Source organism: Roseibium sp. MMSF_3544, assembly GCF_030732845.1.
Lineage (GTDB): Bacteria > Pseudomonadota > Alphaproteobacteria > Rhizobiales > Stappiaceae > Roseibium.
The window spans coordinates 1-25,824 of sequence record NZ_JASHKA010000037.1; the positions used below are offsets into that span (position 1 = coordinate 1).

The following is a 25,824-nucleotide window of genomic DNA, read 5'->3' on the forward strand; positions in this document are numbered from 1 at the left end:
ACCATGGCCGACAAGATCGTGGTGCTGCAGGCCGGTATCATCGAGCAGGTCGGCTCGCCCCTGGAGCTCTACCACACGCCGCGCAACCGGTTCGTCGCCGGCTTCATCGGGTCGCCGAAGATGAACTTCATGATGGGCGCCTTTTCCTCAGAATATGATGCGGCCACCATCGGCATCCGACCGGAACACCTGACCGTCTCCCACACCGAGGGCAAGTGGACCGGAACCGTCGGCGTCTCCGAACATCTGGGATCAGACACCTTCCTTTATGTCGATGTCGAAGGGCTCAGCGAACCGGTCACCGTTAGATCCCCCGGAGACATCGCATTCCGGCACGGAGACACAATCCATCTCACGCCAGAAGCTGACAAAATACACCGCTTCGACAATCAGGGCCTGAGGATCGCATAATGCGGCCTCGGGCGCTGGCCCGTAGAAAAATGAGTTGGCGGCACGGTCCGGCTACGGACCGGCCAAGACAGCGTTGGTGTGACACGCACGGCGCGTACCTTTCGGGCTCCAGCACGTTCGTCCAAACCCCGTTCTCGCCGTTCCATAGGACGGAATCCATCTTTGCACACTATTAGAGCGCGCTTTCAGAGTTGATTATGGTATCGAGATCGGGTGTGACTCGTTCAAAGGTTTCAAAATCCGGCCCGGGTTCTGAGAACCGGATCGAGAGCCCGCCAATCGACCATGCATCGACCAATCGGAATAGAAAGCGAGAAAAAGTTGACGAATACGGCGATCGCCCCTGAAGACCTGCAAAAATCCATACTGCGCCATTTGGAGACGTCTCTTGGCAAGGATATTGTCAACGCGAGCCTCTACGACTGGCGCATGTCGCTGTCACTGGCCTTGCGCGATCTGGTCGTCGATCCCTGGTTCGAGTCAACCCGCAAGTCCTACGAAGTCGCCGGCAAGCGCGTCTACTATCTGTCAATGGAGTTCCTGATCGGTCGCCTTCTTCAAGACGTGGCGATCAATCTGGGGGCTGAAAGCACGGCTCGCGAAGCACTGGCGGGGTTTGGTCTCGACTACGAGACGGTCGTGCATGACGAGCCTGACGCCGCGCTTGGCAATGGGGGCCTCGGGCGGCTTGCCGCCTGTTTTCTGGACAGCCTGTCCACGCTCGGCATCCCCGCCTATGGCTACGGCATTCGTTACGAACATGGTCTGTTCGAACAGCACTTCGAAGACGGCCGCCAAATCGAGGTTGCCGAAGGGTGGCTTGCTCAGCGTCCCGCGTGGGAGTTCGACCGTCCCGAAGTAAAATACAAGATCGGCTTTGGCGGACATGTCGGCGACAAATGGGAGCCGGCCGAAACCGTGATCGCCGATGCGCACGACACACCGGTCCTCGGCTGGAAGGGAAGGTGGGCGAACACCTTGCGCTTGTGGTCCGCAAAACCGACGGTCCTGTTCGACCTGGGCAGTTTCAACCGCGGCGACCTGGTCGGTGCCGTCGTGCCGGAAGCGCTGGCCCGCGCGATTTCCCGTGTTCTTTATCCCGATGACACGACCGAGGCCGGCAAGGAACTGCGCCTGAAGCAGGAGTATTTCTTCACCTCCGCGTCGCTGCAGGACATTGTCCGGCGTTTCAAGTCGGAGGGCTACGAGATCGAGACCCTGTCCGATCATGTTGCCATTCAACTCAATGACACCCATCCGGCCATTGCCGGTCCTGAACTGATCCGCCTTCTGGTGGACGAGCATGGTGTCGAGATGGAAAGAGCCATCGGTCTGGCCCGCAATTGCCTCGCCTATACCAACCACACGCTCCTGCCCGAAGCGCTCGAGCGCTGGGATCTCGGCTTGTTTGCCCGGACCCTGCCACGGCACCTCCAGATCATCGAGATGATCGAGGCCGACCACCGCTCGCGAACCGGCAGCCATATTCGGATCATCGAGAACCACAATGTGAAGATGGGCGAACTGGCCTTCATCATGGCTCATAGCGTCAACGGCGTCTCGGCACTGCATTCCGAACTGGTGAAAAAGACCGTTTTCGCGGATCTGAACCGGGACTATCCGGGACGTATCATCAACCAGACGAACGGCGTCACACCACGGCGTTGGCTCTACACCTGCAATCCGCCCCTGCGCAAACTCATCAACAGGACGATCGGCGACGGTTGGGTCGATGACCTGGAGCAACTCCAGCGTCTTGAACCGCACGTTTCCGACGCGGGCTTCCTGGAAGACTTCATGGCGGCGAAACAGGCCAACAAGGAGCGACTGGCAAACTGGCTCGCCGAACAAGGAGGACCGTCGGTCGACCCGTCGGCCATGTTCGACGTGCAGATCAAACGGATCCACGAATACAAGCGTCAGCTGATGAATATTCTGGAGACGATCGCGCACTGGAACGACATTCGCGACAATCCAAACAGTTCCTGGACACCAAGGCTCAAGATTTTCGGCGGCAAGGCGGCTCCAGGATATGTGGTCGCCAAGGAAATCATTCACCTGATCAACGATGTTTCGAAGGTCGTCAACGCCGACCCGGTCACAAGCGACCGGCTGAAGGTGATCTACCCGCCGAACTACAACGTCTCAATGGCGGAAATCCTGATCCCGGCCGCAGACCTTTCAGAACAGATATCGACCGCCGGCAAAGAAGCCTCAGGCACCGGCAACATGAAATTTGCGCTCAACGGTGCTCTGACGATCGGAACGCTTGACGGCGCAAACGTGGAAATTCGCGAACGGGTCGGCCCGGAGAATTTCTTCCTCTTCGGGCTCACGGCCGAGGAAGTCGTGGAGCGCCGGAATGTGCACGATTATGCCCGCGCGGCCATCGCTTCCAGCCCGCGCCTAACGCGCGTCCTCAACCAGATCGCAGACGGCCTGTTCTCACCTGGAGATCCGGGCCGCTACCACGGTCTGGTTCGCCTGCTCCACGAGCATGACTACTTTCTGGTGACCTGCGACTTCAAGGATTACTATGCGACGCAGAGAAACGTCGATCAGGCGTTTGTCGATCGCAAACGGTGGTCGGAAATGGCCGCGTTGAACACAGCCCGTTCAGGATGGTTCTCTTCCGACCGGACGATTGAAGGATATGCTAAGGATATCTGGAAAACGTCGTCTCTTCTGGACAAAACGGGAGACTGAAGATGAGTGCATCAGGTCAAAGCGTGTTTCGGGATATCAGCCGGGGCAGCTTTGACGATCCGTTTTCCGTTCTTGGATTGCACGAGGCAGAGGGACAGCAAAGCCTCACCGTGTTTCATCCGGATGCGGACAAGGTGGAAGCATTCGACGCAGAAACGGGCAAGGTCATTGCAACCCTCTTGCTGCAGCCGGATGCACCTGGTGTTTTCCACGCGGCAAGCGGACAAAAAGACCGGTTTTCCTACCGGTTGCGGTTCTCGCGTGGTTCCGAGAGCTGGGAGGCCGACGATGCCTACCGCTTCGGCCCCGTTCTGGGGGAACTGGACGAATACCTGATCGGCGAAGGGTCGCATTTGCGGCTATGGGAAAAGCTTGGCGCGCATGTGATGGATCATGAGGGCAGTCGAGGCACCCATTTCGCGGTCTGGGCGCCCAACGCAAGACGCGTCTCGCTGGTTGGCGATTTCAATGCCTGGGACGGGCGCCGCAACGTGATGAGACGGTGCGGCAGCACGGGGGTCTGGGAAATCTTCATGCCCGGACTGGACGACGGTGCCGTCTACAAGTTCGAGCTGCAGGATGCCCAGGGAAATCTGTTGCCGGAAAAGGCGGATCCATTCGGCTTCGGAGCAGAACACCCGCCCAAGACAGCGTCCGTGGTGCGCAATCTGCACAGATACGCCTGGCAGGATGATGCGTGGCTGAAAACACGCGCCGCAACGCAGCGGATCGACCAGCCGATTTCGATCTACGAAGTGCATCTGGGTTCCTGGCGCCGGATACCGGAAGACGGGGATCGCTCGCTTTCCTATCTGGAACTCGCGCGCGACATGGTGTCCTACGCAAAGGACATGGGTTTCACACATATCGAGCTCCTGCCGGTCTCAGAGCATCCATTCGACGGATCCTGGGGGTATCAGCCGGTCGGGCTTTACGCACCAACGATCCGGTATGGAACGCTTGATGAATTCCGTGCCTTCGTCGATGCTTGCCACGGCGCAGGACTTGGCCTGATCATCGACTGGGTCCCCGGTCACTTTCCCGAAGACAAGCACGGTCTCGGCCGGTTCGACGGCACACCGCTTTATGAGCACGCCGATCCGAGGGAAGGGTGGCATCCGGACTGGAGCACGTTCATCTACAACTACGGCCGCACGGAGGTTCAGAACTTTCTGATTGCCAATGCGATCTATTGGATGCGCGAACACCATGTCGACGGGCTCCGCGTGGATGCCGTGGCGTCCATGCTTTACCGCGACTATTCGCGCAAGGAAGGCGAGTGGGTTCCCAATGCATATGGCGGGCGCGAAAACCTGGAAGCGATCGAGTTCCTGAAACGGGCCAACACGCTCGTTTATGCGGATATGGACGGCGTCATCACCATTGCCGAGGAAAGCACAGCCTTTCCCGGTGTCAGTACACCGGTCGACAATGGCGGGCTCGGCTTCGGTTACAAATGGAACATGGGCTGGATGAACGACACGCTGTCCTACATGAGCGAAAACCCGGTCCATCGAAAATACCATCACAACAAGATCGAGTTCGGGTTGCACTACGCCTTTTCGGAAAACTTCGTGTTGCCGCTCAGCCATGACGAAGTGGTGCACGGCAAGGGATCGATCCTGGACCGGATGCCCGGGGACGGCGCGGAGAAATTTGCGAACCTGAGGGCTTACTACGGCTTCATGTGGGGCCATCCGGGCAAGAAGCTCCTGTTCATGGGCTCGGAATTCGCGCAAGGCTGGGAATGGAACCACAACGAAAGCCTTGGCTGGCACCTTCTGGACAACGGTTTGCACAAGGGGGTGCAGTCGCTTGTCCGTGATCTCAACCGCCTCTACGCGCAGACACCGGCGCTCCATCAGCTGGACAGCAAGGCGGAAGGTTTCCAATGGATGGAGTCCAACGCGGACGAGTCCGTATTTGCCTGGATCCGCCGGGGCGGCGAGGAAGCTCCGCCTGTTCTGGTGGTCTGCAATTTCACGCCCGTTGAACGCTCAGGGCGGCGGATCGGGGTTCCCATCGAAGGACGTTGGGCGGAACGGCTGAATACGGATGCTGCGGACTATGGCGGTCGTGGCGGTGGCAATCTGGGCGGCGTGGCAACTGACCGGGTTGCTGTTGCTGGACAGCCATATTCCCTTAGTCTGACACTGCCACCATTGAGCACCCTGATCTTAGAATTTGAGGCGCCGGACACATAATTGGCGCTACAAACGGGAGGAAACTGGATGTCCACGCAAGATCAACGCAGTCTCGCGAGTCAATCAATGGCATTTGTTCTGGCTGGCGGACGGGGAAGCCGGCTGAAGGAATTGACCGACCGTCGTGCCAAACCGGCCGTCTATTTTGGTGGCAAGACCAGGATCATCGATTTCGCCCTGTCAAATTCAATCAACTCCGGCATCAGGCGCATTGGTGTTGCCACGCAATACAAGGCGCACAGCCTGATACGTCACCTCCATCGCGGCTGGAGCTTCTTCCGGCCGGAACGCAACGAGACGATGGACATTCTGCCCGCTTCGCAACGCGTGAATGAGCAGAACTGGTATCTCGGTACGGCCGATGCGGTTTACCAGAACATCGACATCGTCGAGAGCTACGCGCCGAAGTACATGGTGGTTCTGGCTGGTGACCACATCTACAAGCAGGACTACTCCAAGATGCTGGCGCAGCATGTGGACACAGGCGCCGAAGTGACTGTTGGATGCATCGAAGCCTCTCTGGAAGAGGCAAAGGGCTTTGGTGTCATGGCCGTCGACGAAAGCGATCGGATTACCGATTTCGTCGAAAAGCCCGCCGATCCTCCTCCCATGCCCGGCAATCCGAACCAGGCCCTGTGCAGCATGGGGATCTACATCTTTGAAACGAAACTCTTGTTCGATCTCCTGCGGGAAGACGCTGACGATCCCAACTCCAGCCATGATTTCGGCAAGGATCTCATCCCCAAGCTGGTCAGGAACGGCACGGCATATGCCCATCCCTTCAGCCGTTCCTGTGTGACCAGCGGGATCGAAAAGGAGCCTTACTGGCGCGACGTCGGGACTGTCGATGCGTTCTGGCAAGCCAATATCGACCTGACGGACTTCACGCCGGAACTTGATATCTACGACAACGAATGGCCTATCTGGACCTATCAGGAGCTGAATCCGCCGGCAAAGTTCATTCACAACGAGGAAGGCCGGCGCGGCCAGGCGATTTCGTCCATGGTTTCGGGCGGGTGCATCATTTCCGGATCGAGCCTTTACCGCTGTCTGATGTTCACCGGGGCCCGATGCAATTCCTATTCCCGTCTGGAGGGCGTCGTGGCATTGCCGCATGTGGATATCGGCCGCAATGCACGGCTCACAAATGTGGTCATCGACCGGGGTGTAAAGATCCCCCAGGATCTGGTTGTCGGAGAAGATCCGGAAATGGATGCCAAGCGTTTCCGCCGCACGGAGAACGGTATCTGCCTGATTACCCAAAACATGATCGACAAGCTGGAGGGCTGAGATGAAGGTCCTCCTGGTCGCGTCCGAATGCGCGCCATTCATCAAGACTGGAGGACTGGCGGATGTTGTCGGAGCCTTGCCGAAGGCTCTGGATCCGCTCGGCGTTTCAAGCCGAGTCATCCTGCCGCTTTATCCTGCCCTGAAAAACCTTGCCGAGAAGGCATCCGTTGTTGAAGATCTCGGCTCGCTTTTCGGCAGCCCGGCGCGGCTAATGGCCGTCGACGCAGAGGGGCTTTCGCTGTTTTTGCTGGATGCACCCGGATTGTTCGACCGCACCGGGAGCATCTATCTTGATCAGAACGGCAAGGACTGGTCCGACAATGCGCAGCGCTACGCGGCCTTGTGTGAGGCTGCGACCCGTGTCGCGGTGAAAGGTTTCGACGGCTGGCAACCCGATCTGGTTCACGCGCACGACTGGCAGGCCGGCTTGACACCCTGGTACCTGCGCCAGGCCGGTGCGGATATCCCCTCGGTCCTGACAATTCATAACATTGCCTTTCAGGGTCTCTTTCCGGCTTCGTTGAGCAAAGAGCTGAGGCTCGATCCCGCGGGGTTTTCGCCGGAGGGTTATGAGTACTACGACCAGATCAGCTATCTGAAAGCCGGGATCGTGGCTTCGGAAAAGATCACGACCGTCAGTCCGACATATGCGCGGGAATTGATGTCTCCAGAATTCGGAATGGGTTTTGAGGGTTTGCTCCAGTCCCGCAAGTCGGATCTTGCCGGGATTCTCAACGGGATTGATCTTGACACCTGGGATCCTCAGACCGATGCCGCAATCGAGAGCAACTACAGTTCCAAGGCACTCAAGCAGAAAGCACTCAACAGGACAGCGCTGGAAGAGCGGTTCAACCTCACTGCAAATCCGGCAGCACCGCTGTTCTGCGTGATCAGCCGGCTGACTGCGCAAAAGGGACTGGATATGCTTCTTGAGGTGTTGCCGGTGCTTGTCGGGCGTGGCGGACGCCTTGCGCTTCTGGGCAGCGGTGACGCGGCGCTTGAAGACGCGTTTCGCAAAGCGGCCAGCGATCATGCCGGATCGGTCGGAACGATTATCGGCTATGACGAAAGCCTGTCCCATCTGATGCAAGCCGGTGCGGATGCAATTCTGATCCCCTCGCGCTTCGAGCCCTGCGGACTGACCCAGCTCTATGGACTTCGATACGGTACCTTGCCCGTTGTCGCACGGACCGGCGGACTTGCCGATACGGTGATCGATGCCAACGATGCCGCGATGAGGACGGGATGTGCCACAGGGTTTCAATTCGCGCCGGTCTCGGCCGCAGGGCTGGCGGATGCGATCGATCGTGCCTGTGACCTGTTTGCCGATCAAAAAGGGTGGACATCCTTGATCAGCAATGCCATGCGGCACCAGGTCGGTTGGGACGCGTCCGCCGCTGCATACCGGGCGCTGTTCGACACTGTTTTGAGTGCCGGCAAGAAGGAAGCTGAATGACTATCCAGATGCTTCCGGGCTCGCCAAACAGGCTCGGCGCAAATTATGACGGTGTCGGAACGAATTTCGCGCTGTTCTCGGACAATGCGCACAAGGTCGAGTTGTGCCTCTTTTCCGAAGACGGCAATCGGGAATTGTCACGGATAGCACTGCCGGAACGGAGCGGGCCGGTTTGGCACGGATACCTGCCGAAGACCCTCCCGGGCACGCTTTATGGATATCGCGTTCACGGACCCTTTGCGCCGGAGCGGGGGCATCGCTTCAATCCGAACAAATTGCTGCTGGATCCGTATACGCGCGCCTTCAGCGGTTCCTTTCGTTACCACAAGGCTTTGCTTGGCTTTGATGCTTTCGATCCGCAGGCTGACCTGTCTTTCAGTTCGCTCGACAGCGCGCGCTACGTTCCAAAGTCGGTTGTTCTGGCTCCGGAAGATCTGGTCCCGCTTGCCGAGCGTGCGGTTGTAGAAGACGAGGAGCGGCTGATCTACGAAGCCCATGTGAAAGGCTTGACCAAAGAGCATACGGCTATCGCCGAACACCTTCGGGGGACCTATGAGGGCCTGGCCTCCGATGCGATGATCGAGCACCTTCAAAAGCTCGGTATCACGACCGTCGAGCTGTTGCCGGTCCAGGCATTTGTCGATGACGGTTTCCTGCTTGAAAAGGGTCTGAGAAACTACTGGGGCTACAACTCAATCGGTTTTTTCGTTCCCGAGCCGCGCTACTTCGGACCTGCAGGTCGTGCCGGGTTCCGATCGATGGTCCAGCGGCTGCATGCAGCCGGTATCGAGGTCATTCTGGACGTGGTCTACAACCACACGGCCGAAGGCGACCACCGGGGACCGACCTTTTCGTTCCGCGGCATCGACAACGCGTCCTACTATCGCCTCATCCAGGGACAGCCGAGATACTACGTCAACGACACAGGCACCGGAAACACGGTGAATGCGTCGCATCCGTTTGTTTTGAGAATGATCCTCGACAGTCTCCGCTACTGGGTCGAAGTCATGGGCGTCGACGGGTTCAGGTTCGATCTGGCGACGACGCTTGGCCGGGAGAGCAACGGCTTCGATCCAAGTGGCAGCTTTCTGGATGCGTTGAGGCAGGATCCGGTATTGGCCAATGTGCACATGATCGCCGAACCCTGGGATATCGGCCCCGGGGGGTATCAACTTGGGCAGTTTCCGCCTGAATTCGGAGAGTGGAACGACAAGTTTCGAGACACCAGCCGCCGCTATTGGCGAGGCGATGATCACAGCGCTCAGGAGCTGGCCGCTTGTGTCCTGGGGTCGGCCGGATTTTTCGACAAGGGGGGACGCCGTGCCTGGTCCTCCGTCAATCTTGTGACGGCACATGACGGTTTCACGCTGGCCGATGTCACGCGATACTCCGAGCGGCACAATCTGGCAAATGGTGAAGAGGGCAGGGACGGTCACAACGCCAATTTCAGCGACAACCTGGGTGTTGAAGGAGGCAGCGACGACCCGGCGATCCTGGCGCGCCGCTCCAGCCGTCAGCGCAATCTGCTTGCAACGCTGTTTCTGTCACAGGGAACGCCGATGCTGCTTGCCGGCGACGAGATTGGAAACAGCCAGAAAGGCAATAACAACGCCTATTGCCAGGACAATGCCATCGGCTGGATCAACTGGGCTGATGCAGATGAAGCGCTTGTGGAATTCGTCTCCGGGCTTTCAGCCCTGCGCAAGGCACATCCAAGCCTGCGCCAATCATTGTTTCTCCATGGCGCCGTGCGTGAGAGCGACGGTCAGCGCGATGTCGAGTGGCTTGATTTCAGCTGCCGGCCGCTGGATTGGCGGGATCCCGGCCTGTCGTCGTTCGGTCTGGTCTTGCGCGGATCCGGCGAACGCCCGCCCAAGCACCAGATAAAGGACACGCTGTTTCTCCTGTTCAACCGCGATGTCGCAAGTTTGCAGGCCACCCTGCCCAAGCCTGACCCTGGGTATATCTGGTGCCTTGAACTCGATACGTCTTTGAAAGATCCCTTTCCGAACGTTTACCCCAAAGAGACCAGCATCACCGTTCAGGGGCATTCAATCCTTGTTTTGTCGCTGGTGCCCGGGAGCGAAATTCCATGAGTAACGATCCGCTTCATCAACTGGCGGAAGCCTATGGTGTGCTGCCCATGTTCCACGATCTTGGCGGCCAGGAACGCTGGACGACCGACGACACACGGCGCGCAATGCTGAAAGCCATGGGGGTTCCCGCGGACACCGACAGTGATGCGCAGATGTCGCTGGAGGCAATGTGGGCCGAACGTGATGGCCACATCGTCCCGCCGGAATATGTTGTGACGTCTGGGTACGGCGCGAAGATTCCCGCCAGCCGTTCTTGTGAGTGGATCCTGTTGGATGACGCGGGACAGCAGGTGGCCGATGGGTTCGCCCATGACTTCGTAGACCTGCCTGCACTGGAGGTGAACGTCTATCGGCTGCGCGTTAAGTCCGGGACGATCGAGCAAACCGCGCTGATCCCCGCAGCGCCGGTCCAGACACCGTCGCTTGCGGCCCGCGTTGGGCAGGATCGCGTGTGGGGGGTAACGGCAGCACTCTACGGATTGCGTTCCATGTGCAATCTGGGTCTGGGCGACTATTCCGACCTGGCGAGCCTTGCCCAGACCATCGGGGCGGTGGGAGGAAGTTTTCTCGGCGTAAACCCGATCCATAATCTGGGTTGGTCTCATGCAGATATTGCTAGTCCCTATTCGCCTTCACATCGCGGTTTCCTCAACACGATCCATATTGCCGTGGATGATATCCCGGGCCTTCAGGGTCAGGATGAAGCCGCTGTGCTGATTGAAAAGGCACGTGCTGAAATCGACAGGGATGTGGACCTGATCGACTATCCGTCCATCCGGGCACGGCAGCATCCATTGCTGCGCGCGTTGTTCGAAATCTTCAAGTCCGCATCCACCGAGGATGTCGCAGCGCGTTTCTCTGACTTCGTTGACCAAGGCGGAGACGATCTCCAGCGGTTTGCGGTTTTCGAAGCGCTTTCCGTGAAACACGGCGAAAACTGGCACCTTTGGCCGGACACCCTGAAAGACCCGAACAAGCTGCCGCATGATGCCCACGATCCAAACGAGGCCGAGTTTCACGCCTGGCTGCAATGGGTCGCAACCGAGCAGGTCGATCAAGTCACGAATGGTAAAAGTCTGCCGCTCGGTCTTTATCTCGACCTTGCCGTCGGGGCCCGCCGGGACGGTGCTGAAGCGTGGATGGGGCAGGACAGTGTCGCGAAGGGCGTTTCCCTCGGGGCACCGCCGGATCATCTCAGTCCGGAAGGGCAGAACTGGCAACTCACAGCCTTTGCGCCCTCGCTCAGTGCTGCAAATGGCTACAGAAGCCTCAGGACCGTGCTGCGACAGACGATGCGCTCAGCCGGCGTCATCCGCATCGATCATGTGCTTGGGCTGAACCGCAGCTTCTGGATACCTGATGACGGCAGCCCGGGTGCCTATATCCAGCAGCCGTTCGAGACCTTGTTGGCGCTCGTCGGGATCGAAGCGCACCACGCCGGTTGCGTGGTTGTCGGTGAGGATCTCGGCCTGGTGCCCGACGGCTTTCGAGACGCGCTGGCTGTGCGCGGGATCTACGGATACTCGGTTCTGCAATACGAGAAGGAAGCGGACGAAACCTTCCGCGACCCTTCGCATCTTCGCGGTCAGAGCCTTGCGTGTTTCGCAACCCACGACACGCCGACATTACATGGTTTTTGCACAGGGCGGGACATCGACTGGTGGCAGCGCCTTGGCTGGCTGGACGCGGACAATGCCGACCGCCTACGCCATGAACGAGAGGGAGCCGTTGCTGCACTCGTGCCGGAAGGAGAAGACCCCGCCACTGCAATCCATAGCCGCCTGGCCAATTCACCCGCAGCCATGACCTCGGTGCAACTTGATGACATTCTGGGCGAAACGGAAGCTCAGAACCTTCCCGGCACGACCGATGAACATCCCAACTGGCGCCGCATTTCGGCGGTGTCTCTTGAAGACCTGGCCGGCGTTTCCGCACTCAATGAAACGGCAAGCCTGATGCGCAACGCCGGACGCGCTCATTTTTATCCGGAAGGAGAAAATTGACATGGACATCAAAACGGTTTCAACGGCACCGATTGAGGGACAAAAACCGGGCACCTCGGGTCTGCGCAAGAAAACTCGTGTTTTCATGGAGCCGCACTACCTGGAAAACTTCGTTCAGTCCGTGTTTGACGCGATCGGTGGCGCAGACGGCAAGACTTTTGTCGTCGGCGGGGACGGCAGGTATTTCAATGCCAGCGCAATCCAGACAATCCTGCGCATGGCGGCCGCCAACGGAGCGAAGCGCATCATTGTCGGACGCGGCGGGCTGCTATCCACGCCGGCAGCGTCCAACCTGATCCGCAAGAATGCGACCGACGGTGGACTGATCCTGTCGGCAAGCCACAATCCAGGCGGGATCGACGAGGATTTCGGTCTCAAGTTCAATATTCCCAATGGGGGTCCTGCACCGGAAGGCGTCACCAACGCTATCTTTGAGTGCACAAAATCCATTTCTCGCTATCTGACGCTTGGGACACCGGATGTCGATCTCCACGCGATCGGTGAGACGGAGGTCGGCAGTACGACCGTGAGCATTGTCGATCCCGTTGCAGATTACGCTGTGCTGATGGAAGAGCTGTTTGATTTCGGAGCCATCCGGGAGCTCATTGCATCCGGTTTCCAAATCCGGTTCGACGCCATGCATGCGATTACCGGACCCTATGCAACAGCTATCCTTGAGGGCGCGCTGGGAGCGCCAAAGGGCAGTGCCATCAACGCGACCCCGCTGGAAGACTTCGGCGGCGGGCATCCCGATCCCAACCCCGCCTGGGCGAAGGAACTGATGAACGAGCTGATGTCAGACAACGGGCCCGATTTCGGCGCAGCCTCGGACGGGGACGGCGACCGGAACATGATCCTGGGCCGGAATTGCTACGTCTCGCCGTCCGACAGTCTGGCGATCTTGACGGCCAACGCGCATTTGGCACCCGGCTATTCCGGCGGGCTCGCGGGTGTTGCCCGTTCGATGCCGACAAGCTGCGCTGCCGATCGCGTGGCGCAAGACCTTGGTATCGAACATTTCGAAACGCCGACAGGGTGGAAATTCTTCGGCAATCTGCTGGACGCGGGCCGGGCCACTATCTGCGGTGAGGAGAGTTTTGGCACCGGATCCAATCATGTTCGCGAAAAGGACGGGCTCTGGGCGGTATTGCTCTGGCTCAACATACTGGCAGCGAAACGCTGCTCTGTTACGGATCTCGTGCAGGCGCACTGGGAGAAATTTGGTCGGAACTACTATTCTCGGCACGACTACGAGGCGCTTCCCAATGCCGACGCGAGCGCCCTCATGGAGCGGGTCACCGGCAAACTCGCCGAGCTGCCGGGCACAACGGTTGCAGGACTGGCTGTCGCGAAAGCCGACAGCTTTGCTTACGAAGATCCGATTGATGGTTCCAGAACGAGCAACCAGGGTCTGCGTATCCAGTTTGAAGATGGCGCGCGTGCCGTTTTCCGCTTGTCGGGAACAGGTACGGAAGGTGCAACAGTACGTCTTTATGTCGAACACCTGGAAACGGATCCGGCCAAGTTCAACCAGGACGTCCAATCGGCTTTGGGCCCTGTCATCAATGCAGCGCATGAGATTGCCGGCATCGGTCTTTTGAACCGGGACGGTCCCGATGTAATTACCTGAGGGTCTACTGGAGCCTGCTCCCGCAGAAGCCGCTCGACGTAGAAATCCCTGATGTATCAATTGTGTCGGCCTTACCGCGGGCCGGTACAATTGAGACATGCGGCGAAACGGGGGTGACAAGAGCAGTCCCCATTTTGGTTTTGTCGGCAACAACGCCGGCATGTCACGAACCAAATGGAGACTAGAAATGAAAACCGCATCCATCGTAGCTGCAGCAGTGTTCTCTGCTTTTGTCATGCAGGGTACGGCTGCAAATGCCGGTCAGAGCTGCTGGGGTCTGCAAGGTCAGGCACTTCAGGACTGCATCGACAAACTTGTTGACGATCTTTCCAAGGCGGGCAAGGAAACCGAACAGGCTGGCCAGCAGACCCCTGCAGGTGAAAAAGTCCACCATCACTCGCCAGAAGCGCCGCTAAACCCCCTGGTACTTCTGGAAGTGCCAGCGGCTTATCCGGGTGTCACCCTCAACTCTCAAGGTGAGACACCAGTCGCTTCTTCCGCGGTGCAAGTTGGTAACCGAGCCATCATTGATGCCTTTCCTCTCTGAGGCATTCAGCGCTCAAATCCGACTTGCCCGCGGATGGCGTTTTAAAGGGCGGCCTAGCCGCCGACCTTCCTCATTTCCCGAAAACGCCCATCGTTTGTTGGCGTAATTTGACGCCGAAACCTGTACCGATTGCCGATCTACCAATTGTGATACCCGTAACCGCCGCGCCGGCCGCGGACTTTGGGCTGAAAGATGTTCCGGGCTTACGTAAGTCCGGCAACAGCTTGCCGGGTGACTTGCAGCGTCCTATGCTCCGGTAACTGAAATCCTAATAGTGATTATTAGCTTAAGTCATTGGGCAAGGCGGATTTTTTCCGTCAATCTGCCGCTGGGTTGCTAAAGTCACGGTAGGATACAGAAGATGCAAAGACTTCCAAAAATCGAGCGTGAAAATATCTCGGGAGAATTCGACGAATTCTATGGAGCAGTGACGCAACTGCTTGGGCGGGTCCCGAATTTCTACCGAACAATTTCACATGCCCCGTGGTACGTGATGCTGTTGCTTGGCTTCAATGCCAGTGTTCAGCGCCAATGGCCGGGGTCACGGATGTCGGGCCGGATCAAGGAACTCATGGTGATCAAAACCAGCCATACGAACGGCTGCAACTACTGCTATGCGCACAACACGGCGCTGGGACAGGCCGCCGGAATTACCCACGAGGAAATCATCGAACTCAGTTCCGACGACTACCTGCAGTCCGAAACGCTGTCGCCGGGAGAGAAAGTCGCGGTCCGCTGGGCGGAAGCTGTCACGAAGAACACGGCCGCGGGCGACGACGCACTCTTCGAAGAGATGAAAAAACATTTCACCAACGGCGAAATTGTCGAATTGACCATGGTCAGCGCCATGTTCAACATGATCAATCGCCTCAACGATTCACTGGCCGTTCCGATCGAACTTGAAGACGAGATCAACCTGATCAAGCGCTCGCTGGACATGGACCCGGCCAAGGTCGGCACCTATCTCCACTGGCTCGCCGATTTCTGGCCGGAAGATGCAGCGGCCTTTCAACGGATGAACGCGGAAGCGGAAAAAGCAGCCACCTGGGAGACCTAGGGTCCCATCCAATGCAAATTGGCTCCTGCTCAACGGGATGTCGAGGAGCCAAGACGCAGTGTCTTCACAGTCTAGCCGTTTGCGACGCCCGGAACGTTCACATAAAGCGCGTAAACGGAGTGGCTGGCTGCCATGAACAGGCGGCTGTTTGCGCGGCCGCCGAAACACAGGTTTGCGCAGCGTTCAGGGAGCGCGATGCGGCCGATCGGAGTGCCGTCCGGCGCAAAGATCATCACGCCGTCGAGATCCTCTGATCCCATGCCCCAGCCGCACCACAGATTGCCGAGAACATCAATTCGAAACCCGTCCGGCGTTCCAGGTCCAGCGTCGATAAGCACGCGCTTGCCGCTGATCGCCGCACCGTCCGCAGAAACATCGTACTCGAGGATCTTGCGATTTGGCTGGCCGCGGGATTCAACGATGTAGAGTTTTTGCTCATCAGGTGAGAAGGCGAGGCCGTTCGGGCCGAGAATATCGTCGGCAACGACAGTTGCCGCGCCGGTTTCCGGATCGAGCCGGTAGACATTCTGACCCAGCTCCGGCTCCGACCGGTGTCCTTCGTAATTGCCGAGGATACCGAACGGAGGGTCGGTGAACCACACGGAGCCGTCCGATTTGACGACGACGTCATTGGGTGAATTCAACCGCTTGCCGTCGTAGCTATCCATCAGAACGGTAATGCTGCCGTCGTACTCTGTACGCGTTACACGCCGCCCACCGTGCTCGCAGGTCACAAGCCGTCCCTGGCGGTCCCTGGTCTGCCCGTTGGCAAAGTTCGATGGCTGGCGGTAGGCCGATACCTGTCCCGTCACCTCGTCCCAGCGCATGATGCGATTGTTGGGAATGTCGCTCCAAATCAGGTAACGGCCGTCTCCGAACCAGATCGGTCCCTCGCACCAGCGGCAACCTGTTGCGAGGCGCTCCACGCCTGCGAGCGGCAGCTTCAAAGCGTCAAATCTTGCATCCAGGGAGATGACGGAAGGGTCGGGGTATCGTGTCGACGGTTTCCAGTCGCCGGCGTCGTTCGTGTCTTGGGACATTCTTTCTCACATGCTTTGAAGGATATTGCGTCACCAAAGACGTTATGTCACCGGGCTCGAATTGAACAGGGCACCTTGGCGCGGCAAATCCAACCTTTCGATGCTCCAGTTCGTGGCGGCAACGGGGTCTATCCTGAAAGTCCTCATCCCAATCGGTTCACGGACTTTTCTGCCGAGATGTTCCGGTCCGGATCAACGGCAATCAGGCGGCACAAGGAAAGTGTCGACCGTTACGCGGTGAGTTTATCGCGGATCAACATTGCGGCGCGGGCGCCGATCTCAGCAAGCATTTGCGTGTCCGGCGCCAGTGACTCCTCATCGCCATACTCGTTGAAATTCTCATCAAACAGTTTCGTTCGGTCGGGAAAAAAGGTCTTGAGCACAATCTCGTTCGACGCATGACAACGCGAATAAAAGTCCATTGCCGCTTCCTTTGAAGCCAGCTTGCGGCGTGCCGGATAGTTTCGTTCCAGAAAGCGAACGAGGGACATTCGGATCTTGCGCAACTCGGCTTTCTGGTCTGGAAGCGCGGCTATTTGCTCGTTGAAACTGGCGAGGAACATGATGGCTTCCATCGAAAGGGACTCGTTGTGGACCTTTGCCATCGTGTCAGCCTGGCGCGGCAATCCGGCTGCGTTCAGGAACGACGCGACGACGCCACCTTCGGATCGGACTTCCTCCTCGAAGATCTTGACCACAAGGTTTTCGGCACCGAACACCTCGCTCCAAAGGGTCACGAGTTTTCCGTAGTCGTAGTAGTGCGGCACGCCTTTGGAGGCAGCCGGGATTGCCTGGCCGACCGTCGTTTTCTCGCCGAATTTGTACGGCGTTGAGAAGTAGCTGACCGCAAGTCTGTCCTGTCGCCTGATGTAGAGAATGATCTGGATGTCATCGGACAGCTGCGAAAGGATTTGCTTGAGCCTGCGCACTTGGCCCAGGGACCTTACCCGGCTGTGAAGATGTTCGTTGGAAAATACGATCACGTCAGGGTCCGTTGCCGAGATCTGCCTTTCAAGTGTCTCAAGGATATACCTGTCCATCTGGTCAAAGCCGGAGCGGCTCATGACCCCGTATGCGGTGGCTGTCACTTCATCCGCGTCCGGCTTGCCGATTGCCCAGGCGGGAAGGCATAACTGATTTTCAGCGCCAAGCTTATCTGGATAAAGAACACCCTTTTCCGCGAAGGCATTGCGGTTCGCAAAGAGGTATCTTTGGATGGACGTGGTCGCGGTTTTTTCTGTTCCGATATGAAGAACAATTCTCACCGTCTTTCCTTTCGAACGCTGAAGGCCTTCGGCATTGGCCGGTCGGCCACGTTTGTTATTTTTCCTCCAGACCCACGGCCAAGGCGCCCGCCGGTGACAATCCTCCGCACCGCCAGACGCTGTATCGATCGTGGGAATCCCAGTCGTAGTAGAACACCGCCTCCAGCCGGCCGGTGTCGCTCAGGTCGTCGAATGTTTGAAGAACGTTGCGCACGACAACCTCACGCTTGCCGTCGTCGACCGGGCATTCCTGGCTGGTGTTGGCAACCCCCCATTCGGTGATCCAGCAAGGATGTCCCGTTTCGGCGGGCAGGCAGAATTCCAAGAGCTCACCAATCCTTCGTTCGATGGCCGACGCGGTTCGGTTGCCCGGATAAATATGGATACCGTAAGCATCGACGATCTCGTCGAGACCGCGTTCCTGCAGGAGATCGATCACCTCTCCGGCGTCGAGACGTTCCAGGCCAAGTCTGTCTGCCGTTTGGGCCCGCATGTCGGACAGGCCCGAGGAGACCAGTTTCGCCTCACGGCTGTGGACCGTGGCATCCAGGAGATCGCGGGTGATGCGCAGTGAATCAACGTATTTGTCCAGGCCTTTCTCGAAGGCGGACCTGTTCCGCAATTCATCGATGCTGCGTGCCGTTCGGACGCCGCGTACGGGGTAAACATGCAAGTCCCCATTGTAGGGACTGATGTTGATTTCGTTTCCCGGTTCCACGGCCTCAAGGCGTATTCCAGCTTCGTCGATCCGGGTAAGGGCGCTCGAAAGCTCCGTACGATATTTTTCAAGATCAAGGTCGGACAAGCGATGGATATCCCACACCCGATCATGTCCCGTGCGGGGCTTAAGGCCGGGCGGGTAGTAGCTTTTGTTCGAGAGCTGAATTTCAAGAAGAATGTTCAAGCCCAGTGCGTCCGCGATTTTCAGAGCGTCAATGCTCCGGTCGACCGGACGGGAGAGCGAAAGACGAATGTCCGTCACACCGCTTGCAGCGATCTCGCCAAGTATTTCCTGTTGTTCTGCAGCTGTGCGCCAGGCGAGGTTGACCCGGTTGACGCCGGAACGAAGGTCGTCGCCGGCAGGGGCCGGTTGCGGTCCGAGCGTGGCAAAGGCGGCGAACAGGAATGCGATAAATGATGCGCGCATTCCTGCCGGTATTTGGGTCAAGTGCGTCATAACCAGTTCGGCCCCGGGACCTTTTACTTCCCGATGCCGATTTCCCGGAGCGTCTCGCGGAAGCTGCGTTCGCGGTCGGAATAGCGATCAACCAGCTCAGAGGCGTTCAGTCCCTCCAGGTGGTTGGCAACATAGCCAGCCCTGTCGCCGGTCCTGTCGAGTTCATGCCGGTCGATGGCCGGAAGTCCCGAGTATCCAAGCATTTCGCGCATCCGGTCATCGATTGCCACCATGAGGCTCGGCACCGCCGACTGCATCGCGATGATCGATCCGTGAAACCTGCGACCGAAGTTGAAGTCCATGGATGCAGCCCAGCCACGCCACTGGTTTGTATCGAAGAAGGTGCGCACAACGAATGGCTGATCCCGCTTTTCGATGCCCGGGTAGGCAAGCGATCCGATCATCTGGCCTGTCGCTGAATTATAGATGCGGCCGTTTTCGTCAGGTTCCACCTTCATGTCGAAATGAAGGAATTCGTCCTGCACCACATACTCAGGAGCGCTGCCCGCCGGTTCCAGTGCGTTGGCATCCAGGATGGGTTCCTGGTCGCCGCCGAGGTAGCCGGAATAGATTGTCCGGGCCTTTCCGATCCGGACCTTGGGCAATTTCTTCATCGATGCGCGCATGTTGTGCGGCATGAAATAGATTGACGGACAACCGGTCGGGCGCACGAAGGAGAACCCCTGGTCCTTGAGATAACCGGCGGTCTCGTGCCCGCGGGTCAAAAAGAAGGAATCGCGTTCCTTGAGAACTTGCAGAAGCCGTTTCGTGCCGGCAGGCAGCTCCTTTTTCTCCAGGTCGTTCCGGTTCTGCATGCCGATACCCAACATGACGATGGGCATCTTCAGTTCACCGAGGACTTTCGCTTCCGCGTCGGCCGAAAGGCCGTTGCGCAAAAGGTTCGCGCAGGTGAAGACGCAGATGTCGAACTGGCTGTTGAACTCTTCCAGGCTCTCGCCTTTGGTGACCAGGTTGTAAAGGTGCCAGAACGGAATGACTTTTGCGCTTGGAACAAGCGCCGCCATCGCGCCTTCACCAATCAGGTAGTTTCCTGAATTGCTGATACCGCGCAGTTCCTCAAGGAACTGTTCCTTCGTTTCTGGTTGCTTTTGTTGCTCGGAGTAGAAAACCGACAGGCCTTGTGCGCCCTTTACCAAACGTGTGAAATGCCCAGGAATGCCTGTCACGAGAATTCTAGGTGGCATGCAATGATATCCTCTTTGTTTGCTTCCCCCGCAAGCGTTTCACTCCGCTGCCACAACACCGCGATATGCGGTCTCGTCCGTGGCGCGCGACTTTGGGCGTACTGCCGACGAATTCACGACCGTGTCGTCGCACCAGCCGATGAAGGAAGCGAACGAGGTCGACCACGAGCGCCGCTGCGCTGACCTCAAACAACCTTCCACGACAGGCGCCAGTTTCTGCCGGTTGTTGGCCACTTCCCTGATTGTGCTCACCAGTTCGGTGACGACGCCGACATCGGTCGGTGCATCGATCAGGATGCCGTCTTCCCAATGGGTGATGAGTTCACCGACCGCGCCGACATCGGTGGCAATCGGGACACATCCAAGCTGCTGGGCTTCGGCAATCATCAGGGGAGCGCCCTCCCATCGGGATGGCATAACCAGGATATCGGCCCATCCTAAGGCCTTAATAAGGTCATTGCTTGAAAACACCGGAGGGCGCACGACGACACCTTGTTCCCGCAGCCTGTCACTCCAGGAGACAGCCGAGTCCGCCAGGATTTCCCCACCAATCGCGACCGCTTCGAAGGGCACTCCCGACGCGCGCAACTGACCGATCGCGGCAGAAAGGCGGTCGATGCCCTTCTGTCTGTCGAGACGGCCCATATAGAGCAGCCGGAGACGCCGATCCTGACCCTCCATCCGGCGCTGCGACATCACTTCGGAAACCAGGGCCGGGGTGACGGAAAAACTCGCACAATTCGGGACAGCGAACGTCTTCTCAAACGGGACACCGAAACTGTGCAGATAGGTCTTCAACTGTTCGGAACATGTCAGGAAGGCGTCATAACAATGTTCGTGTGCGATGGCCGCATAGGGTTGACCGGCCGGGCGCTGGAAAACGGTGCTGTCAATGACGTGCAGATAACAGGCGGTGCGTGCTCCCTCCGACCTTAGCCGTGAGATCAACGGATGCACCGCCATGACGTGATTGTTTACGACGAGGTCAAATCCGGACAGCAGACCCTTGAGCGGTTGCCAGTCCATCGGATGATCTTCGGAAATGAAGTCCTGACCCACGAACAGACCTGAACTGCCCCAGGCGGGGATGCCCTCGTCCCAAAAGTGAAGGTAGTCGAAGCTTTTTTCGAACTCGTCGATGACATCCATACGTGTGGTGCCGAGAACGAAGAGATGGGTCTCGTACCCTGCTGCCCTCAATTCCCCGGCCGCCGCATAGATGACCTTTTCCGCGCCGCCGAAGGAGGCGTTCGGGACCAGGAGGGCCGCCGTTCGCTTGCCGCCCTGATTATGTCCGAGCGGCAGGACCGGCGAGCCGCCGAGTTCCCTGCGCAGGGCCTTGTACAATTCCGAATAGGGCATGAACCGCATCGGGCGCCAGGTCCAACGTTTGTCGGCCATCTGGCGAAACGAGCTTGATGCGACCGCATTGACGCAGTTCAGAACCACTTGCTGCGGGGAAATGAGCGATCGACGCGGCAGCTTGCGCGGGTAAGGGAAGCACACATTCAACACGGCGAGCGTCGGCCAGACCTGATCGGCGGCGATCGAGGAAAACCAGTCCAGCGCGTTGTTGCTGATCACGTCCCTGATCAGGGCGGTGGACAGGAAAATGAGGTCCGCCGGGGGAATGTTTTGCGCGCCGGAGTCATGGAGCGTCGAACTGATTTCCCTTTGTTGCCTGTCGTTGCTCAGATGAACGAAGACGACGTTGGCTTTCTCACTCAGGCTCTCCAGATGCGCCAGGATGCCCGGCAGCATGCGGGAGCCCTGCAGGAGATCCAGTGTTGCTCTGCTTCCGGCCATCACGAAGGGTGGAAAATGGACATTGTCCGGTTCGCCGATACTGGCCCAGAACTCGGCAATAAGATCATCCAGAAGCATGGTCCTGCGCGGTTTGTTCGGATCGGTGAAACAGGACAGGGACCCGTCTTCGGTGCGCATGAACATGTAGCGCGGACATTCTTCGTGTTCGAAGTCTACCAGCGTCGGACGCTGATAAAGGGCCTTGTGCCTCTTCTTCAGAAAGCTTTCCGAAGCGGCCCGATCCCGGTTGGCATCCTTGAAGCGGCTTTCGGCCCGCAAGCGGTACTCGAAGGTCGTGTCGTGGCAGGGCATGCCAACAAAACCGTGTTCGATGCAGCTCAGCCAGAACTCCCAGTCCTCGAACCCGTTTTGCCTGTCGTCATTGAAGCGAACGCCGGAGTGGAAAACCTCCATCGAGATCATCGACCCGGTGTCGCAGATATTGTCGGTAATGCAGTGAACCAGACGGGAATAGCGGTTGCCATAATGCGATCGCCAGCTTACCGAGAAGGTGTCGATATTCGTGTAAACCCAGCCGCACTCGTTCGACACAAGGGCCTTGTAGAGTGTCTCGATCGTCGTCGGCAGGACCCGGTTGTCGGCATCGAGAAAGTAAATGGCACGGGCGTCCGGCAATTCTTCCAGCACAAAGTCGATTGCCCGGTTGCGCGCTCCGCCCGGCCCTGCATTCACTCCGAACACCACGTGGATCTGCGGGTAGGCCGCCGCGTAAAGAAGAAGCAGGTCGAAGGTTTCATTCCGGATGTCACCGTCGACGGACACCACAATTTCCAGACGGCAATTCGGCGTGTTCGATGACAGGACAGACTGGATTGCCTCCATGGCCAGCGCCGCATGCCCGTATAGCGGCATCGCGACGACGATCAGATCGGAAGGGTCCTCACTGCTGGACATGCGTTTTGCCCCTTCCTGCCAGGGAGACAGCTTGTTTTGCGATCCGGAAGTCGGAGATCTTCAGCCAGGAAAAATCGACGGAGTCACCGATCGCACCGCTGAGAACCACCAGGTTCATCGGACCAGGCAGCGGCTCGTCGAGCTGTATGTTGATGTTCACCGGATTGCCCGGACCGACCTTGCGCCAGCCGCTGAAAACGGAGCTGGGACTGTTTGATCCACTCCGGCCCGCTTCCTCCACTCTCGGCCGCGGATCTTCATTTGCGGGCGCAAGCAAGATACTGACGGCGGCGGGTCTGCCCTCCGGATGATCTATGATTGCGCTCACTGAAACGGAGACGGTTCCCGCTTCAAGCGCACCGCTGATCGCACCCGCAGTGATGCCGCCCGGAACCGGATGGCACATGAGAGCGTTCTCATGCTCGAGAAAATTGACCGTCTCGAAATCAGGGATGACGGTTCTCACCGACACATCGGCCGTCTGCTTGAGCAGGTCCACAGGCAAATGATAGTTCTGAATTCGCGGAGCGTCGGACACGTCGGTCGGCGCAATCATGTTGGGCGTCAGAACCGGGGCGACACCCGGAACGCCTGTGTAAACGCGAAACGCCAACGGACGCATGTCGAGATCCGGATGCTCTGTTTCCGAACGGATTGTGTATCGCTCGCTGGCGATCGGGTAACCGAGCGACAACCCGATCGTTTCAGAACCGGAGGTGGAAACGCGCAGGCGCAAGGTTTGTGCGCTGCCGCCGCAAGCACGCGAAAGTGAGAAGTAGTTCCACTCTGCAACGAGGTTCTTGTAGTCGACGATCCATTCCATGATGGTTTCGTCGCTTTCGACATAGCTGAGCGTCACGCACAGTTCGCCCGCGCTCTTGGGCACGAAATTCATGTGCAGCGCGATCCCGGCCACACCGTGGCTGGACACCGGAAGAAGCTGATCGATGAAGCTTTTGGAAAGAAGCTGGCCGATGCCCTCGTCTTTCGGATCGACATAGGGATCGTGCGCAAAAGCTTCCGTGAGCGGTTCCCAGTTTTTCGCCTGAAAGGCATCTTCCAGCGCCCGGTAGTTTTCAAGCAGCGCTTCACGTTCGCGCCTCAGAAGCGTCAATTCCGACGCGATGGAGGCTGAAAACGAGGCGAGCTGTCCAACGCCGCCGCTCAGCAGCGCCTGAATGAGCGCGAAATCCCTTTCGCTGTTGCCCTGGTCGAGCCGCAACAGGGAAATTTCCGGAATGGTTTTCAGTCGACGGATGGATGCGAGCGTGGTTTTCAGTGCGGCTTCGGTTTCGTTGGAAAATGCAATCGCGAGCAGGGGAAAGGTGTTCCGGAACAAGGTTATGTCCGGCACGCCAGGATCGATGAACCTTACAAGATGCTCGATCGCACTGTTTTCAATTGCTCGTCTGTCCTGCGCGGACGCCAATACCAGTTTTCGGCTCGCTGGCAACTGCCTTGGTGCTAACGACATTTCGTCTTGCGCTGTCCCTTGAAGCTTTCGATACATTTGGAACGGCCAATCCCGCACTTCAACTGCATTTTCGAAACAAAAACCTCTCTAAACTACAGCAAATACTCATCTTTCGCTGTGTTTGTGCCCTGCAGCACAGGAATATCATGAAATAAAATTAGATGTAACCATGAATTGAAGAAATAAAAACAAAATTATTGTAAGTAATTTTGAACTATTTTACGTCTATTTTTTCGGAGAAATTGACGCCGCCTGGAGGCCTAGGCAACATCAGACAGGCTTTGTAGACCGGGCAGGGGAGGCGTGTGTGCCGCGCCCACGGGTGCCACGCCCGTTTCGAACGCACTTCTATTATATGAAATTTCAAGATACTGAATTCATTCAATCGGTGTTTTTATCGATTTCAGAGATAATAAATGTGTTCTCGTTGGGGCCGGCAAGATGCGGTCCTTTCTCACCTACTGATCACACAAGCGCGTGCTGAAGCGTCTGCACGCCGGGTCCAGAAAGCGAGAATTCCTCATGAAGTACGAAAACTTCTCCACCTTCAACGTTCAACTCGACAATGGCATTGCCTGGGTGACGTTCGATTATCCGCCGGTCAACGTGCAAGGGCAGCAGATGCTGGCTGACCTGAACAGTCTCGCGATGCGACTGGAACGGGACCGCGAAACCAAAGTGGTCGTGTTCCAGTCTGCCAATCCTGAAATCTGGGTCTGTCATTATGACACCGAGCTTTTGAAGGACATGTCGGACGAGGCGGTTTCGCGCGAAGACGCGCAATTGCTCGACCTGCAGTCAGTTTGCGAGCGGATCAGCAAAGTGCCCCAGGCAACCATTGCGAAGCTTGAGGGGTTTGCCCGCGGCGGCGGGCATGAACTCGCCCTGGCTCTGGATATGCGATTTGCGGCGCGCGGCAAGTACAAGTTCATGCAAATGGAAGTCGGCATGGGCATTCTGCCCTGTGGCGGCGGCGCTTCGCGCATGGCGCGCCAGACCGGCCTCGGGCGAGCGCTGGAGATCATCCTCAGTGCACGCGACTTTGACGCGGACGAGGCCGAGGCGCTCGGCACCATCAACAAGGCGCTGGACCCGGACGAGATCGGTGCCTATGTCGAAAACCTTGCCCGGCGTATCGCCCAATTCCCGGCGGAGTCGATCAATGCCTGCAAACAGGCTGTTTATGAGTCCATCGACAAACCGATCGATGAAGCCCTGAAGGCGGAGGCCTACTGGCTTTACCAGGCGACCAGCAAGACACCGGCACTCAAGCGGTTCAGGATTGCTGATGAGCAAGGTCTTGAGCATGACATCGAGAACCAGCGCAACTGGAATGAACTTGTCATGAAGGTGCAGGAAATCCAGTAACTGTCACAGCAGCGCCCGCCGAATGGCCGGGCGCTGGACACTTTTTTCTGCCGCCGTGTTCTTGCCGGGCGAAAACCGGTGAGAGCCGGTGGCGGTGCTAGGGTACGTTTCCGGACGTAGGGATCGTTAGGCTTACCGAAAAGACTCGGACCGAAACGTTGGTCCGGGTCTTTT

The 25,824-nt window shown here is 58.0% G+C and carries 17 protein-coding genes; 11 read left to right on the forward strand and 6 right to left on the reverse strand.

All coding sequences use genetic code 11. The features are described from left to right. From RBB47_RS29130 to RBB47_RS29175, 10 genes are all read left to right on the forward strand, one after another. Window positions 1-411, forward strand: a 411-nt coding sequence (locus RBB47_RS29130) for a TOBE domain-containing protein (protein ID WP_305989442.1), incomplete at its 5' end; no start/stop codon positions are given. Window positions 412-732: 321 nt separating this feature from the next. Then, window positions 733-3,117: a glycogen/starch/alpha-glucan phosphorylase gene (locus RBB47_RS29135; protein ID WP_305989443.1), complete on the forward strand. Its 2,385-nt coding sequence runs from the start codon at window positions 733-735 to the stop codon at window positions 3,115-3,117. Window positions 3,118-3,119: 2 nt separating this feature from the next. Next, window positions 3,120-5,321: a 1,4-alpha-glucan branching protein GlgB gene (gene glgB / locus RBB47_RS29140; RefSeq protein WP_305989444.1), complete on the forward strand. Its 2,202-nt coding sequence runs from the start codon at window positions 3,120-3,122 to the stop codon at window positions 5,319-5,321. Window positions 5,322-5,348: 27 nt separating this feature from the next. Then, window positions 5,349-6,611, forward strand: coding sequence for a glucose-1-phosphate adenylyltransferase (gene glgC / locus RBB47_RS29145; protein ID WP_305989445.1), 1,263 nt, complete (start codon window positions 5,349-5,351; stop codon window positions 6,609-6,611). Between the two features lies 1 nt (window position 6,612). Beyond that, window positions 6,613-8,067: a glycogen synthase GlgA gene (gene glgA, locus RBB47_RS29150; protein ID WP_305989446.1), complete on the forward strand. Its 1,455-nt coding sequence runs from the start codon at window positions 6,613-6,615 to the stop codon at window positions 8,065-8,067. Beyond that, the gene (glgX, locus tag RBB47_RS29155; RefSeq protein WP_305989447.1) at window positions 8,064-10,163 is read left to right on the forward strand and encodes a glycogen debranching protein GlgX; all 2,100 of its coding nucleotides are present in this window, start codon (window positions 8,064-8,066) and stop codon (window positions 10,161-10,163) included. Before glgA ends, glgX begins: the two co-directional genes overlap by 4 nt. Continuing rightward, a complete protein-coding gene (gene malQ, locus RBB47_RS29160) occupies window positions 10,160-12,166 on the forward strand; it encodes a 4-alpha-glucanotransferase (protein WP_305989448.1) in 2,007 nt (668 codons plus the stop codon). The genes glgX and malQ overlap by 4 nt, the downstream gene beginning before the upstream one ends. Before the next feature lies 1 nt (window position 12,167). After that, window positions 12,168-13,796, forward strand: coding sequence for an alpha-D-glucose phosphate-specific phosphoglucomutase (locus RBB47_RS29165; protein WP_305989449.1), 1,629 nt, complete (start codon window positions 12,168-12,170; stop codon window positions 13,794-13,796). 187 nt (window positions 13,797-13,983) lie between these two features. Continuing rightward, window positions 13,984-14,343: a hypothetical protein gene (locus RBB47_RS29170; RefSeq protein ID WP_305989450.1), complete on the forward strand. Its 360-nt coding sequence runs from the start codon at window positions 13,984-13,986 to the stop codon at window positions 14,341-14,343. Window positions 14,344-14,704: 361 nt separating this feature from the next. Next, complete coding sequence (locus RBB47_RS29175) at window positions 14,705-15,400, forward strand: carboxymuconolactone decarboxylase family protein (protein ID WP_305989451.1); 696 nt, start codon at window positions 14,705-14,707, stop codon at window positions 15,398-15,400. Between the two features lie 71 nt (window positions 15,401-15,471). Here RBB47_RS29175 and RBB47_RS29180 read toward each other — a convergent pair whose 3' ends face one another. The 6 genes from RBB47_RS29180 to RBB47_RS29205 form a co-directional block, all read right to left on the reverse strand. After that, window positions 15,472-16,440 carry an SMP-30/gluconolactonase/LRE family protein gene (locus tag RBB47_RS29180; RefSeq protein WP_305989452.1) on the reverse strand — a complete coding sequence of 323 codons (969 nt, stop codon included), beginning with the start codon at window positions 16,438-16,440 and terminating at the stop codon, window positions 15,472-15,474. 230 nt (window positions 16,441-16,670) lie between these two features. After that, the gene (locus tag RBB47_RS29185; RefSeq protein ID WP_305989453.1) at window positions 16,671-17,705 is read right to left on the reverse strand and encodes a hypothetical protein; all 1,035 of its coding nucleotides are present in this window, start codon (window positions 17,703-17,705) and stop codon (window positions 16,671-16,673) included. 55 nt (window positions 17,706-17,760) lie between these two features. Continuing rightward, window positions 17,761-18,852: a glycoside hydrolase gene (locus RBB47_RS29190; protein WP_305989454.1), complete on the reverse strand. Its 1,092-nt coding sequence runs from the start codon at window positions 18,850-18,852 to the stop codon at window positions 17,761-17,763. Between the two features lie 53 nt (window positions 18,853-18,905). Further along, the gene (locus RBB47_RS29195) at window positions 18,906-20,087 is read right to left on the reverse strand and encodes a polysaccharide pyruvyl transferase family protein (protein ID WP_305989455.1); all 1,182 of its coding nucleotides are present in this window, start codon (window positions 20,085-20,087) and stop codon (window positions 18,906-18,908) included. A gap of 39 nt (window positions 20,088-20,126) precedes the next feature. Continuing rightward, window positions 20,127-22,808: a glycosyltransferase gene (locus RBB47_RS29200; RefSeq protein ID WP_305989456.1), complete on the reverse strand. Its 2,682-nt coding sequence runs from the start codon at window positions 22,806-22,808 to the stop codon at window positions 20,127-20,129. Continuing rightward, window positions 22,795-24,282: a DUF6212 domain-containing protein gene (locus tag RBB47_RS29205; RefSeq protein WP_305989457.1), complete on the reverse strand. Its 1,488-nt coding sequence runs from the start codon at window positions 24,280-24,282 to the stop codon at window positions 22,795-22,797. Before RBB47_RS29205 ends, RBB47_RS29200 begins: the two co-directional genes overlap by 14 nt. A 522-nt stretch (window positions 24,283-24,804) precedes the next feature. On the opposite strand from RBB47_RS29205, the gene RBB47_RS29210 reads away from it, so the two are divergent. After that, window positions 24,805-25,650, forward strand: a complete 846-nt coding sequence (locus RBB47_RS29210) for an enoyl-CoA hydratase/isomerase family protein (RefSeq protein WP_305989458.1) — start codon at window positions 24,805-24,807, stop codon at window positions 25,648-25,650. Window positions 25,651-25,824 lie beyond the last annotated feature (174 nt).

Coding starts and splice junctions, on each gene's coding strand:
- glgC (WP_305989445.1), top strand. CDS start 5,349: ATGTCCACGCAAGATCAACGCAGTCTCGCGAGTCAATCAATGGCATTT.
- RBB47_RS29170 (WP_305989450.1), top strand. CDS start 13,984: ATGAAAACCGCATCCATCGTAGCTGCAGCAGTGTTCTCTGCTTTTGTC.
- RBB47_RS29200 (WP_305989456.1), bottom strand. CDS start 22,808: ATGTCCAGCAGTGAGGACCCTTCCGATCTGATCGTCGTCGCGATGCCG.
- glgX (WP_305989447.1), top strand. CDS start 8,064: ATGACTATCCAGATGCTTCCGGGCTCGCCAAACAGGCTCGGCGCAAAT.
- malQ (WP_305989448.1), top strand. CDS start 10,160: ATGAGTAACGATCCGCTTCATCAACTGGCGGAAGCCTATGGTGTGCTG.
- glgA (WP_305989446.1), top strand. CDS start 6,613: ATGAAGGTCCTCCTGGTCGCGTCCGAATGCGCGCCATTCATCAAGACT.
- RBB47_RS29180 (WP_305989452.1), bottom strand. CDS start 16,440: ATGTCCCAAGACACGAACGACGCCGGCGACTGGAAACCGTCGACACGA.
- RBB47_RS29195 (WP_305989455.1), bottom strand. CDS start 20,087: ATGCCACCTAGAATTCTCGTGACAGGCATTCCTGGGCATTTCACACGT.
- RBB47_RS29175 (WP_305989451.1), top strand. CDS start 14,705: ATGCAAAGACTTCCAAAAATCGAGCGTGAAAATATCTCGGGAGAATTC.
- RBB47_RS29190 (WP_305989454.1), bottom strand. CDS start 18,852: ATGCGCGCATCATTTATCGCATTCCTGTTCGCCGCCTTTGCCACGCTC.
- glgB (WP_305989444.1), top strand. CDS start 3,120: ATGAGTGCATCAGGTCAAAGCGTGTTTCGGGATATCAGCCGGGGCAGC.
- RBB47_RS29205 (WP_305989457.1), bottom strand. CDS start 24,282: ATGTCGTTAGCACCAAGGCAGTTGCCAGCGAGCCGAAAACTGGTATTG.
- RBB47_RS29210 (WP_305989458.1), top strand. CDS start 24,805: ATGAAGTACGAAAACTTCTCCACCTTCAACGTTCAACTCGACAATGGC.
- RBB47_RS29165 (WP_305989449.1), top strand. CDS start 12,168: ATGGACATCAAAACGGTTTCAACGGCACCGATTGAGGGACAAAAACCG.